Raw genomic sequence first — 14,127 nt, 5'->3', positions numbered from 1 at the left:
CCCAACAGGTGGACGAAATTGCTGCATTGCGATATCTGGCCATCAGTGAATTGCGTGTGCAGTTGGAGCGAAGATACCCATGATCGGACTTGTGCTTGTCACCCATGGCAAGCTGGCTGAGGAATTTCGACATGCGCTTGAGCATGTTGTCGGTCCGCAAAAAGCTATAGAGACCGTCTGCATCGGCCCCGAGGACGACATGGACCAGCGTCGGCAGGATATCCTCGACGCGGTCACCAATGTCGACGAAGGCAACGGTGTCATCATCCTCACCGACATGTTCGGCGGGACCCCCTCCAACCTCGCCATCTCGGTGATGCGCAGCGGCACCGTCGAAGTGATCGCCGGCGTCAACCTGCCGATGCTGATCAAGCTTGCCGGCGTTCGCGGCGAGAGCGACATGGACAAGGCACTGGTCGAGGCCTCGGAGGCCGGGCGGAAGTACATCAACGTCGCCAGCCGCGTCCTGAGTGGGAAATAATGGATCACCGCCCCGACATGTCGCTGACGCGCGAACTGCTGATCATCAACAAGCGAGGCCTGCACGCGCGGGCATCAGCGAAGTTCGTGCAGACGGTCGAGGCCTATGACGCCGAGATCACCGTCTCGAAGGACGGCATGACCGTTGGCGGAACCTCGATCATGGGGCTGATGATGTTGGCCGCCAGCACCGGCTGCAGCGTTTGCGTGACCGCCAGCGGTGCACAGGCCGAAGAGGCGCTGAATGCGCTTGACGCTCTGGTCGCCGACAAGTTCGGCGAAGAAATCTGACAGTAATATAAAGATATAAAGACTTCTTTATATCACGGTTGCTCTTCACCCTGAATCCTGATAGATCGGTCGCACTCTCACCGCGTCGTATAGGCGTGGGAGGCATAATCGCGCCGCGGAGATGGCCAAGGCCGCGCGGCTTGAAGAGATCAGCCCGGAGAACTCCATGACCACCACTCAGGACTACATTGTCGCCGACATCGGACTCGCCGATTTCGGACGCAAGGAAATTGCGATCGCCGAAACGGAAATGCCGGGCCTGATGGCCTGCCGCGAAGAGTTCGGCGCTTCGAAGCCGCTGAAGGGCGCGCGCATCACCGGCTCGCTGCACATGACCATTCAGACCGCCGTCCTCATCGAGACGCTGGTTGCGCTGGGCGCCGATGTACGCTGGGCCTCCTGCAACATCTTCTCGACCCAGGACCACGCCGCAGCCGCAATCGCCGCCAGCGGCGTTCCGGTCTTCGCCGTAAAGGGTGAAACGCTCGAAGAATACTGGACCTACACGGACAAGATCTTCCAGTGGGCCGACGGCGGCGTTTCCAACATGATCCTCGACGACGGTGGCGACGCCACCATGTACATCCTGCTCGGCGCCCGCGCCGAAGCCGGCGAGGACGTGCTTTCGAACCCGGGTTCGGAAGAAGAAGAAATCCTCGTCGCACAGATCAAGAAGCGCCTTGCCGCTTCGCCGGGCTGGTTCACCAAGCAGCGCGACGCGATCAAGGGCGTGACCGAAGAAACCACGACCGGCGTCAACCGTCTGTACCAGCTCCAGGCCAAGGGCCTGCTGCCGTTCCCGGCGATCAACGTCAACGACAGCGTCACCAAGTCGAAGTTCGACAACAAGTACGGCTGCAAGGAATCGCTGGTTGACGGTATCCGTCGCGGCACCGACGTGATGATGGCCGGCAAGGTCGCCGTTGTCTGCGGTTACGGCGACGTCGGCAAGGGTTCGGCTGCCTCGCTCTCGGGCGCCGGCGCCCGCGTCAAGGTCACGGAAATCGACCCGATCTGCGCCCTGCAGGCTGCCATGGACGGTTTCGAAGTCGTTCAGCTCGAAGACGTCGTTTCTTCGGCCGACATCTTCATCACGACGACCGGCAACAAGGACGTCATCCGCATGGACCACATGCGCGAGATGAAGGATATGGCGATCGTCGGCAACATCGGCCACTTCGACAACGAGATCCAGGTCTCGGCTCTGCGTAACCTCAAGTGGACGAACATCAAGCCGCAGGTCGACATGATCGAGTTCCCGAAGGGCAATCGCATGATCCTGCTTTCGGAAGGTCGCCTGCTCAACCTCGGCAACGCCACCGGTCACCCGTCCTTCGTGATGTCGGCCTCGTTCTCCAACCAGGTCCTGGCCCAGATCGAGCTCTTCACCAAGGGTGAGAAGTACAAGAACGAAGTCTACGTCCTGCCGAAGGCGCTCGACGAGAAGGTCGCTCGCCTGCACCTGAAGAAGCTCGGCGCCAAGCTCTCGGAACTTTCCGAAGAGCAGGCCGACTACATCGGCGTGAAGACGCAGGGTCCGTTCAAGGCTGAGCACTACCGGTACTAATCCTTACCCGGGCAATCCACAACATCTTGTGGCCGCGTTCTTGACAAGAGAGCGCGGCCGCTTTTTTGGGCCTCTCCCTTCCCGACGATTCGACTAGGAAGTATGCTCTAACCCATTGATTCGTGATGCCGGTGCGGACCTTGGGCATCGCGGATGGGATGTCTTGTCGAATTAGCGGCAAACAGACGGAGACAGACCGGGGATGCAATCGGAACTGACGCGGACCCTTGAACAGGGCCCCGGTGGAACTGTGCAAGGCGCAGCAAGGCCGGCAGCACCCTTCGGACAGACGGGGATGGCAGCGCCATGAAGAAAGACCAGACAGATTTTCCGGCCATCCGCCGCAAGGGTCCGAAATTCCTGCGCCGCCTTTTGGCCGGCACCGCCCTTTTCACCGCCACGGATGCTCTCGCCCAGGTTGTCCCGCAAAAGGCCGGCATCTTCGGCTCGTCGGAAGTCGTCACCTTTTCCGTGCTGATCGGCGTCATTTCCGCTGCGATGATCTCGGCGATCTGGCTGATCCGCCAGCGCGGCAACATCGAGGCCGAAAACCGCGAGCTTAGGTCCGACCTTTCCGACGCCAACCAGCGCCTCTCGCGCTACCAGGCACTGGTCGCCGACAAGAACCGCCGGATCGTCATCTGGGACGGACTGCTTGAACGCGCCGAACTGCTCGGCCAGCTGCCGGCGGAAACCGGCGCGCCTTCCGACGATCGCGACTTTCTGGCCTTCGGCCGCTGGGTCAAGGCGCAGTCCGCCGGCGAGCTGGAAAAATCGATCGAGGCGCTTCGCACCCAGGCCCGCAGCTTCGATCTCGTCATTGAAACACAGCGCAACGAGGTGCTGGAGGCCCAGGGACGCGTTTCCGGCGGCCGCGCCTTCGTGCGCTTCATCGCGCTCAACAACATGCGGGCGGAGCTCGCCGAGCTGAAGCTCGAACATGATCGGCTCAATGCCGCGCTTCGCTCCTTCCACACGCTCCTCGATGCCATCGACCTGCCTGTCTGGCAGCGCGGCACCGACGGCGCGCTCGTCTGGGTCAACGAAGCCTATGCCGACGCCGTCGAGGCGCCCGATGTCGCCACCGCCGTCGCGGAGAAGCGCGAGCTGCTTGCGACGGTCGCGCGTGAAAAGATCCGGTCGGTCTCGACCTTCGATACGCCTTTCCACGACAAGGTCTCGACCGTCGTTCGCGGCAACCGCACCTTCTTCGACGTCGTTGACGCCCGCAACGCTGCTGGTTCGGCCGGTATCGCAGTCGATATCTCGGGCATCGAGGCCGTGCGCGAAGAGCTCAACCGCACGCTCAAGAGCCATGCGGAAACGCTCGACCATCTGGCGACGCCCGTCGCGATCTTCGACGGCAACCAGCGTCTGCAGTTCTACAACCAGGCCTTCCAGCGGCTGTGGAACCTCGATATCGGCTTCCTCGAGCGCAAACCGGACAACGGAGAAGTGCTCGACCGGCTGCGCGCCGGCGGCCAGCTGCCGGAACAGCTCAACTGGAAACAGTGGAAGGCGAACGCACTATCGGTCTACCAGGCGCTCGATACGCAGAGCGACCTTTGGCACCTGCCGAACGGACAGACATTGCGCGTCTTTGCCACCGCCCGCCCGCAGGGCGGCGTTACCTGGGTGTTCGAGAACCTGACCGAGAAGGTCGATCTCGAAACGCGCTACAACACCCTCGTCCAGGTCCAGGGCGAAACCATCGACCATCTTGCCGAAGGCGTGGCGGTGTTCGGGCCTGACGGCCGCATCCGCCTCTCCAACCCGGCCTTCCGGGCGATCTGGGGCATCAGCGAGGCTGAAGCCAAACCCGGTACGCATATCAAGGCGATCGAGCAGGCCTGCCTGATCTCCTACGACCAGCCCGACGGCTGGAAGCGTTTCACCCACATCATCACCAGCTTCGACGACGAGCGGCCCTCCAGCCGCGGCATCCTCGAACTTCGAACCGGGCTGATCCTCGACTACGCCGTCATTCCGCTGCCGAACGCCCAGACGATGCTGACCTTCGTCAACATTACCGACAGCGTCCGGGTCGAGCGCGCGCTCACCGAAAAGAACGAGGCGCTGCGCAAGGCGGACGCGTTGAAGAACGACTTCGTCCATCACGTTTCCTATGAGCTGCGCTCGCCGCTGACCAACATCATCGGTTTCGCCGATCTCTTGAAGACGCCTGCCTTCGGCGACCTCAACGAGCGCCAGGCCGAGTATGTCGACCACATCGCCACGTCCTCGTCGCTGCTTCTGACGATTGTCAACGACATCCTCGATCTGGCGACCGTCGATGCCGGTATCGTCCAGCTCGACCTCACCGACATCAGCCTGACGGACTTCCTCGACGACATCGCCCATCAGATGGCCGACCGGCTGATCGAGAGTGGCGTCACGCTCCGGATCGCAGCACCGGACAATCTCGGCCGGATGGTCGCCGATCAGCAGCGCCTGAAGCAGATCTTCGTCAAGCTGCTCACCAATGCCGCTAACTTCGCGCCCGATGGCAGCGTCATCGAACTGGCCTGCCGCCGCGAGGGCAGCGACTTCATCTTCTCGGTCTCCGACAGCGGCCCCGGCATTCCGCAGGACGTGCTCGACACCGTCTTCAACCGCTTTGAAAGCCACGGCCAACGCGGCGGCGCCGGGCTCGGGCTTTCGATCGTCGAGAGCTTCGTCAGCCTGCATCACGGCACAGTCGCGATCCGCAGCAAGGAAGGCGAAGGCACGGAAGTGACCTGCCGCATTCCCTCGGCCGACGTGCCGTCGACCGTCGCGGCCGAATAATGCCGGCGATCGAACGCCATCTTGCAGACGAGGCGGCAACGATCGAGCTCGGGGAAGACCTGGCGCTCGCCTTGAAACCTGGCGACTGCGTCGCCCTTTCGGGCGATCTCGGCGCCGGCAAGTCTACATTGGCACGCGCGTTTCTCAGAGCCGTCGCCGATGACGACGGCCTGGAAGTGCCGAGCCCGACCTTCACGCTGGTACAGAGCTACGACCTGCGCATACCCGTCGCGCATTTCGACCTTTACCGGCTGGCCGATTCCAGCGAACTCGACGAACTCGGCTTCGATGAAGCCCTATCGCAGGGCATCTGCCTGGTCGAGTGGCCGGAACGGGCGGACGACGCCCTGCCCTCAAGCCGCATTACGCTGGCCATTACCCACGAGAAAGACGGGCGACGCGTCGAAATTTCGGCACCTGATGCCACGCTGCAGCGCATCGCCCGGACGCTAGCAATCCGCGCGTTTCTCGATACGAACGGACATTCGAAAGCGCGGCGCCGGCACCTGAGCGGCGACGCCTCGATCCGGGCCTATGAGCGCATTTACCCGGCGGATGATTCCGTTAGCCGGATTCTGATGGATTCGCCGCGGCACAAGCCGGGCCCGATCCTTCAGCACGGAAAGTACTATCAGCAGCTGGCGCACATCGCCGAGGATGTCGTTCCCTTCGTCGCCGTCGATCAGATGCTCATTGCCCGTGGCTTTGCAGCGCCCGAAATCTACGCCCGCGATCTCGACCAGGGCATCCTCCTGATCGAAGACCTCGGCTCGGAGGGCGTTCTCGATGCGGACGGAGAACCAATCGACGAACGCTACATCGAGAGCGCACGGCTGCTTGCCCGCCTGCACGCGGAACGCTCCGAGGCCGAGATCAGCGTCGAGCCGACTGTGATCCACCGCATTCCGGATTTCGACCGGGCGGCGATGAAGATCGAGACACGGCTTTTGACCGACTGGTATCTGCCCTGGAAACGCGGCGCGCCGGCAAGCGACGACGAGAAGCGCGAATATGGAGAGATCTGGGACGGCCTGATCGACCTCCTGCAGACATCCGAAACGAACCTGCTGCTGCGCGATTTTCACTCGCCGAACATCATCTGGCGCGGGGAACGCGAAGGTCTGGACCGGATCGGCCTCATCGATTTCCAGGACGCAATGATCGGTCCGACCGCCTATGACGTCGCGTCCTTGGTTCAGGATGCCCGCGTCACCATCCCGCCTTCGCTCGCAAGCCGGATGATGGAGACCTATCTCGCCGAACGGCGCGCGGGTGGTAGCTTCGACGAGGCAATGTTCCTTCGCGACTGGCACCTGATGTCGGCGCAGCGCAACTGCAAGCTCGTCGGCATCTGGGTGCGGCTGATGCAGCGCGACGGCAAGCCCGGCTACATGAAGCACATGCCGCGCACTTTCGCCTATCTTAAGGCGGCGCTTTCACATGAATCGCTGAAACCCTTGCACGACTGGTGTATGAAGACCGGAATCCTCGTTTCCGAATCAGCGAACTGACAGAGAATCAATGTCGATCAGCAATGCGATGGTGCTCGCCGCGGGCCTCGGCACCCGTCTTCGTCCGATCACCAACACGATGCCGAAGCCGCTCGTCGAGATCGCCGGCAAGCCGATGATCGACTACGTCCTGGACCTCCTGGTGGAGGCCGGCGTCAGCACGGCCGCGGTCAACGTTCACCATTTCGCCGACCAGATGGAGGGCCATCTCAGCCAGCGCAGTGCCCCGGAGATCGTGATTTCGGACGAGCGCGAGGCCCTGATGAATTCCGGCGGCGGCCTTGCCAAGGGGCTGAAACTGCTGCCGGAAGGTCCGGTTCTGGTGATGAATGCCGATCTCTTCTGGGTCGGCGAGCCCAAGGGCAAGCCAAGCAACCTGACGCGCCTCGCCGCCGCCTTCGACGCGGAGCGCATGGATATGCTGCTCCTGTGCGTGCGCGACGAGGATACGACCGGACACAACGGCAAGCGGGATTTCTCGCTGGGTGACGACGGCAAGCTCACGCGCTACGCCGAAGGCCTGCCAAACCCGGTCGTCTATGCCGGCGCAATCGCGCTGCATTCCCGGCTCTTTGCCGACGCACCCGACGACGCCTTCAATCTCAACATCTATTTCGATCGCGCCGCCGAAGAGGGCCGTCTTTACGGCCTGCTGCTCGACGGTCACTGGATGACGGTCGGAACGCCCGAGGCAATCGGCGAAGCGGAGGCGGCGATCCGCCGCCACCAGCCGGAGGGATGAGCGTGCGTGGCCGCCGGTCCAACGTCTTCACGATCCCGCCCGGTCTCCCCTTCCTGAAGACGCTCGCCGAAAAGCTTTGTGACGGTAGCCTGACCCCGGACTTCCGCTACGACCCGGCCGATCCCCTGCCGCTCGCGGGCGTGACGATCTTCGTGCCGACGCGGCGCTCGGCCCGCGTGCTCCGGTCCGAGTTCGTCGACCTGCTCGGCGGCCGCTCCACCATCCTGCCCACCATCAAGGCGCTCGGCGAGACCGAAGACGACAGCGGCTTCTTCGATGCCGAGGTACCGGCGATCCTCGATCTGGCTCCGCCCCTTCCCGGCACCGCACGCCTGATCGAGCTTGGCCGGCTGATCCTCGCCTGGCGCAACCGGCTGCCGAAGGTGGTGCTCGACATTCATGCGGAGAGCCCGCTGATAGCGCCGGCAAGTCCCGCCGATGCGATCTGGCTTGCGCGCAACCTTGCCGACCTCGTCGATGCGATGGAGACGGAAGAGCTCAACTGGGACAAGCTCGACAAGCTCGATGCCGGCGAACACGCGCTCTGGTGGCAGCTGACGCTCGAATTCCTGAAGATCGCCCGTAGCTACTGGCCGGAGCGGCTCGAGGAGCTGAAACAATCCTCGCCCGCGCGCCACCGCAACGCCATCCTGCAGGCCGAGACGCAGCGCATCGCCGGCGGCAAGATCGAAGGCCCGATCATCATTGCCGGCTCGACCGGCTCCATTCCCGCAACGGCAGCACTTATTGCCGCCGTGCAGAAGCTGCCCAATGGCACGATCGTACTGCCTGGCCTCGACCAGACTATGAGCGAGGCCGAATGGGACATGATCGTCGCTGATGCCGCCCTTGACGGCAGGCCGGACCCGGCAAGCCGCAGCCACCCGCAATACGGCTTCTACCGGCTGCTAAAGCGCATGGCCGTTCTGCGGCCCGACGTAATCACCTTGGCCAGCGCCGAGGTCGATCTCGACTTCCGGGCCGAGATCCTGTCGCACGCACTTCTGCCGGCCAAGGCGACCAATGCCTGGACCGAGATGCGTAGCGAACTGGATCCCGCGTTGCTGCAGCAAGCCTTCGAGGATGCAGCGCTCATCGAAACCGCCAACGAGCGCGAGGAAGCGGCCGCGATCGCCGTCGCCTTGCGGCTCGCGCTCGAAGGCAGCGACGAGAGCCAGGCGGCGCTGATCACGCCCGACCGCAATCTCGCACGGCGGGTCGGCGCCGAGCTTGCCCGCTTCGGCATCGAGGCCGACGATTCCGCCGGCACGCCTCTTACCGCGACGCCGCAGGGCAGCCTGCTGCGGCTGCTTCTGGAAGCCTGCCTGCGCCCCGGCGATCCCGTGCCGTTCGTCGCGTTGCTCAAGCATCCGCTGGCCCGCTTCGGGCTTGCCCGCGACAGGATGCGCGAAGGCGCCGACGCGCTGGAACGCATGGCACTGCGCGGCAGCACCGCGACAGTCGATCTGCTGACCCTCGAAGCTGTGCTCGACGCGGCGATCGTCCGGCACAGGGCCGATCGCCACCCGCCGGAATGGCGCATCGGAATCGGTGATGACGCGCTTCAGGCCGCCCGCGACGTGGCGGCGAAGATCAGTCTCGCGGTCGCACCGCTTGCCTCCGCGCTGACGCGCAGCCGGGACGGCAGCCGCGTGTTCTCGGACGAGTTCAGCTTTGCCGACTGGGCGATGCGCACCGGCGAGGCCCTGGAAGCAGCCTCAGCCGATGAGCGCGGCGACCTCGGTGGGCTCTGGTCCGGCGAGGCCGCCGATACGCTCGCAACCCTCCTTCGCGGCATCATCGAAACCGACGGCCAGATGACTGCGGACGGGCCGCAATGGTGCGATGTCGTCGAGGCACTGTCGGCCAGCGCCTCGGTCAAACCGCGCTCCATGCGCCATCCGCGGGTGTTCATCTTCGGCGCGTTGGAATCGCGCCTGCAGAGCATGGACCTGGTGGTTCTCGGCGGCCTGAACGAGGGCAACTGGCCGGGCCAGACCGCCAACGATCCCTTCCTGTCGCGCACCATGAAGACCGGCATCGGTCTCGAGCCGCCCGAACGACGCATCGGCCAGCTTGCGCACGACTTCCAGATGGCCTGCGGCACACGGCGGCTGATCTTCACCCGCTCGATGCGCCAGGGCGCTGCACCGACTGTCGCCTCGCGCTGGCTGCAGCGGCTGCTGGCGCTCGGCGGCGAGCGGCTGACGCAAGTGCTGCATGCCAATGGCGCCGACTATCTCGCCTGGGCCCGCATGCTGGACGATGGCGGCCGCCAGCCGCTGGCCGAGCGCCCTGCCCCCAAGCCACCGGCAGACCTGCAGCCGCGCAAATACTCCTTCAGCGAAGTGTCACGACTGCGGCGCGACCCCTATGCGATCTATGCGCGACGCATTCTTCGGTTGCACCCGCTGCTGCCATTCAACAGCGACCCCGGCCCGGCCGAGCGCGGCACGCTCTACCACCAGATCGTCGAGCGTTTCGTGCGCTCCGGCGTCGATCTGATGTCGCCGTCGGCCGAAGATATCATGCACCGGCTGCTGAACGAGGCTTTTAACGAGGCGCGACTGCCCACCCATATCGACACGATCTGGCGTCCACGCTTCGCGGCCGTCGGTCTGGCCTTCATCAAATGGGAGCGCGAACGCGCACGCTTCATCCGCCGATCGCGCACAGAAGTCGCGGCATCGATGGAACTCGGCGTCGCCGACATGCGGCTGACCGGCATTGCCGACCGGCTCGATACGCTAACCGACGGCAGCGTCGAGATCATCGACTACAAGACCGGCTCCAGCCCATCGACCAAGGAGGCGCGCGTGCTGCTCGACCCGCAGCTGGCGCTGGAAGCGGCCGCGCTCAAGGCCGGCGCCTTCAAGGACATGCCGCCCAGCCATCCGCAGTCACTGCTCTATGTCCGGCTCAAGCCCGGCGCGCGCTTCAAATCGGAACCGGTCAACAACGAAGGCAGCAAGTCGAAGGAGACGAAGTCGGCCGATCAGCTTGCGGACGAGTCGCTTGCCGAACTCAGGAAGCTGCTGGCTGCGCTGCTCTCCGGAAAACATGGCTTTGCCTCGCGCGTGATTGTTCAAAAGGAGCGCGATTATGGCGGCGAATACGACCATTTGGCGCGCGTAGCCGAATGGTCGACAGCCGACAGCGAAGAGGAGGATGGCGATGAGGGATGACAGCCTCGGCCCCGAGCAGGCGACGCCGCAAGGCTGGCTCGACTGGACCTCGCGCCGGCAGTCGCTGGCCTCGGACCCGGACCGCTCCGCCTGGGTGTCGGCCAATGCCGGCTCCGGCAAGACCCATGTGCTGACCCAGCGGGTGATCCGGCTGCTGCTTGCCGGCTGCCGCCCATCGGCGATCCTCTGCCTCACCTATACCAAGGCGGCGGCGTCCGAAATGTCGAACCGCGTCTTCGAACGGCTGGCCGAATGGGTAACGCTCGACGACGCGACGCTGGAAAAGCGGATCGAGGCGATCGAGGGCGAACGGCCTGGGCGTTTGAAGCTGCAGGAGGCGCGCCGCCTGTTCGCACGCGCGCTGGAGACCCCGGGCGGCCTGAAGATCCAGACGATCCACGCCTTTTGCGAGGCGCTGCTGCACCAGTTCCCGCTGGAGGCCAACGTCGCCGGCCATTTCTCAGTTCTCGACGATCGCGCGGCTGCGGTTCTGCTGGCCGATGCGCGCCGGCTGCTGCTGACCGCGACTGCGGCCAAGGACGATCCGGCGCTTGCCCACGCCTTTGCCACCGTACTCGACATCGCCGACGATACCGGCCTGGAAAAACTGCTGGCCGCAATCGTCGGAAACCGAACCGCGATCCAGGTCTTCCTCGAACACGCCGACGGGCTCGGCGGCACGGAGGCCGAGCTGCGCCGGGCGTTGAAGCTAGTCCCGGGGGAAAGCGTCGACAGCGCCATGGCGACGATCTGGCCCTTGGCGGGTCTGAACGGCGCGGCGCTTGAGCGGTACTTCTCGCTCGCCGCCAGCGTCGGCGGCACGAAGGTGCTCGACTTCGCGGAGGGACTGCGGACCGTTTCGAAGATGACGGACCTCGGCGCGCGCTATGACGGCCTGCGTCATCTGTTCTTCACCGGCACCGGCAAGCCGCGGGCGCAATCCGCCTTTCTCAACAAGGCGATGCAGCAGGCTGCCCCCGATCTCATCGACCTCTTGGACGAGGCCTACCGCCATGTCGTCGCCAGCATCGATCACATCAGCATCCTCCGGATGTTCGAGGCGACGCTGGCGGCGTTGACGCTCGCCGAGCGCCTGAATGCCGACTATGAAGAACTGAAGCGGCGGCGCAGCCAGCTCGATTTCGAGGACCTGATCAACCGAACGGCAGCACTCTTTGCCCGCGGCGATGTCAGCGCCTGGGTGCACTACAAGCTCGATCAGGGCATCGACCATATCCTCGTCGACGAGGCGCAGGACACCAGCCCGGCGCAGTGGACGATCATCCAAGCGCTGGCTTCGGATTTCTTCTCGGGCGAGAGCGCACGCGGTGCGGCCCGCACGATGTTTGCCGTCGGTGACGAGAAACAGTCGATCTACTCGTTCCAGGGTGCGCGTCCGGAGCGTTTTTCGCGCGAGAGCCAGGAGACCGAACGGCGGGTGCGCGACGGCGGCAAGGCTTTCGAGCCGATCCGCCTGCAGCTCTCCTTCCGCTCGACCGTCGACGTGCTGTCGGCCGTCGACGCCGTCTTTGCCAATCCGGCGCATGCGCGGGGCCTCAGCGCCCGCAGCGAGCCGGTGGTGCATGCTTCGAACCGCATCGGCCATCCCGGCGCCGTCGACATCTGGGACGTGATCGCCGCCGAACCGGTGGATACGGACGAGGAATGGACCGCCGCCTTCGACGCGACACCGGAGAGCGCGCCGGTCAATATCCTCGCCCGCCGGATCGCAGCCACGCTGGAAAGCTGGATCGGCAAGGAGACGATCGTCGAGAAGGGAGTTCGCCGGCCGATGCGTCCGGGCGACGTCATCGTGCTGGTTCGCAAACGCGACGCCTTTGTCAACGCGCTGACGAGAGCGCTCAAGCGCCGCAACAACATTCCCGTCGCCGGCGCCGACCGGTTGGTGCTCACCAAGCATATTGCCGTGCAGGACCTGCTCGCCCTCGGGCGGTTCGTGCTTTTGCCGCAGGACGACCTGTCGCTGGCCGCGCTGATGAAGAGCCCGCTGTTCAACCTCGGCGAGGACGCGCTGTTCGAACTCGCGGCCCGGCGCGGCGAGGGCGAAAGCCTTTGGCAGCGGCTGCAGCACGAAGCCGATGACGGCATCCTGTTTCACCAGACGGCGCGAACGCTGAAATCCTACATGGCGCTCGCAAGCCAACTGGCGCCGCATGACTTCTATGCCCGCGTCCTCGGCATGCATGGCGGCCGCGCCGCCTTTCTCGCGCGCCTCGGCACCGAGGTCAGCGACATTCTCGATGAGTTCCTGACCTTCGCGCTCGACCAGGAGCGAAGCGGCCTGCCCGGCCTACAAGCCTTCGTCTCGACGCTGGAAATGGAAGCACCGACGGTCAAGCGCGAGCAGGACAAGGAACGCGACGAAGTCCGGATCATGACCGTGCACGCAGCCAAGGGGCTGGAAGCGCCGGTCGTCTTCCTTGCCGATGGTGGCGGGGCGGCGTTCAGCAACCAGCATGTACCCTCTCTCCGCTTTCTGGAACTGACCCAGAGGGATGGCACCGTCCTGCCGCTTCCGGTGTGGCGCGCGCCGGGCGCGGAATCGAACTCGCTCATCAGCGCCGACGGCGAGCGCCTGAAGACGCTGGCAGAGGAGGAATATCGTCGCCTGCTCTATGTCGGCATGACCCGCGCCGCCGACCGCCTGATCGTCTGCGGTTATCGCGGCCAGCGGGCCGTTGCCGATACATGGCATGCCATGGTGCAGGCGAGCCTTGCCGGAGATGAAAGCGGCCGCGGCCACCCGACCAGCTTCCATGCAGGCGGCGAGGAATGGTCCGGCCATGCCTGGCGCGACAAACAGCTCGAGCGCGATCTGCCCTCCGGCGATGCACGCTCGGCCGATTCCGGCCGTCCCACCACCACGCTGCCGAAGGCGCTTTCGACGCCGTTGCCGCCGCAAAAGCGGCTACCGCGCCCGCTCACCCCTTCCGGCGTCGGCATTGCGGTCGACGAGGATGACGGCGATGCGCTCGTCGGCTCGGCTCTTTTCTCGGAAAAGGCGCCGGCAAATCTCTCGATGCTGCGGGGCGCCATCCTGCACCGCCTGCTGCAGGTTCTGCCCTCGATGGCGGGAGACGATCGCCGGGCCGCGGCCGAACGCTATCTCGAACGATCCGTGCCCAACTGGCCGCCGGCACAGCGCGCCGCACTGATCGCCAGCATCGAAACGGTGCTCGCCCATCCGGATCTCGGCGCAGTGTTCTCCGCGAGCAGCCGGGCCGAGGTTTCGGTCATGGGCACGCTGACGCTCGGCAAGCGCGAGCACGCGGTTTCCGGCCGGATCGACCGGCTGGCCGTCGGCGATGGCGTCGTGACGATTGCCGACTTCAAGACCAATCGGCAGGTGCCGCCATCGCCTGGCGACATTCCCTTCGCCTACACGGCGCAGCTTGCAATCTACCGCGCGCTCCTGCAGCCGCTTTATCCGACGCATGTGTTTCGATGCGTGCTGATCTTCACCGAGGGGCCGGCAATCCACGTCGTTCCCGATCAAGCGCTCGACAGGAGCCTTGAAGACCTCGCGACAAAGTGAGATACCCG

Annotated in this window: 8 protein-coding genes; all 8 read left to right on the top strand. The window is 64.7% G+C overall.

Going from position 1 to position 14,127, the window contains the following annotated elements; translation table 11 throughout:
- Window positions 1-79: 79 nt before the first annotated feature.
- The 8 genes from IB267_RS32515 (at window position 80) to addA (ending at window position 14,119) form a co-directional block, all read left to right on the top strand.
- Entirely contained in the window at window positions 80-481 is a 402-nt protein-coding gene (locus IB267_RS32515; RefSeq protein WP_034801684.1) for a PTS sugar transporter subunit IIA, read from the top strand.
- On the top strand, window positions 481-771 hold the full coding sequence (locus IB267_RS32510; RefSeq protein WP_043624332.1) for an HPr family phosphocarrier protein: 291 nt from the start codon (window positions 481-483) through the stop codon (window positions 769-771). Before IB267_RS32515 ends, IB267_RS32510 begins: the two co-directional genes overlap by 1 nt.
- Before the next feature lie 166 nt (window positions 772-937).
- Complete coding sequence (ahcY, locus tag IB267_RS32505) at window positions 938-2,338, top strand: adenosylhomocysteinase (protein ID WP_034801698.1); 1,401 nt, start codon at window positions 938-940, stop codon at window positions 2,336-2,338.
- A 306-nt stretch (window positions 2,339-2,644) separates the two neighbouring features.
- On the top strand, window positions 2,645-5,125 hold the full coding sequence (locus IB267_RS32500; protein ID WP_192451511.1) for a PAS domain-containing sensor histidine kinase: 2,481 nt from the start codon (window positions 2,645-2,647) through the stop codon (window positions 5,123-5,125).
- Complete coding sequence (gene tsaE, locus IB267_RS32495; RefSeq protein WP_192451510.1) at window positions 5,125-6,636, top strand: tRNA (adenosine(37)-N6)-threonylcarbamoyltransferase complex ATPase subunit type 1 TsaE; 1,512 nt, start codon at window positions 5,125-5,127, stop codon at window positions 6,634-6,636. The genes IB267_RS32500 and tsaE overlap by 1 nt, the downstream gene beginning before the upstream one ends.
- A 10-nt stretch (window positions 6,637-6,646) precedes the next feature.
- A complete protein-coding gene (locus IB267_RS32490; protein ID WP_192451509.1) occupies window positions 6,647-7,378 on the top strand; it encodes a nucleotidyltransferase family protein in 732 nt (243 codons plus the stop codon).
- 2 nt (window positions 7,379-7,380) lie between these two features.
- Window positions 7,381-10,563: a double-strand break repair protein AddB gene (addB, locus tag IB267_RS32485; RefSeq protein ID WP_371742689.1), complete on the top strand. Its 3,183-nt coding sequence runs from the start codon at window positions 7,381-7,383 to the stop codon at window positions 10,561-10,563.
- Entirely contained in the window at window positions 10,553-14,119 is a 3,567-nt protein-coding gene (addA, locus tag IB267_RS32480; RefSeq protein ID WP_192451507.1) for a double-strand break repair helicase AddA, read from the top strand. Before addB ends, addA begins: the two co-directional genes overlap by 11 nt.
- Window positions 14,120-14,127: the final 8 nt, after the last annotated feature.

The sequence above is a fragment of the Ensifer sp. ENS09 genome (genome assembly GCF_014852425.1).
In the GTDB taxonomy this organism is placed as follows: domain Bacteria; phylum Pseudomonadota; class Alphaproteobacteria; order Rhizobiales; family Rhizobiaceae; genus Ensifer.
This window is presented reverse-complemented; position numbering and strand designations above follow the sequence as displayed.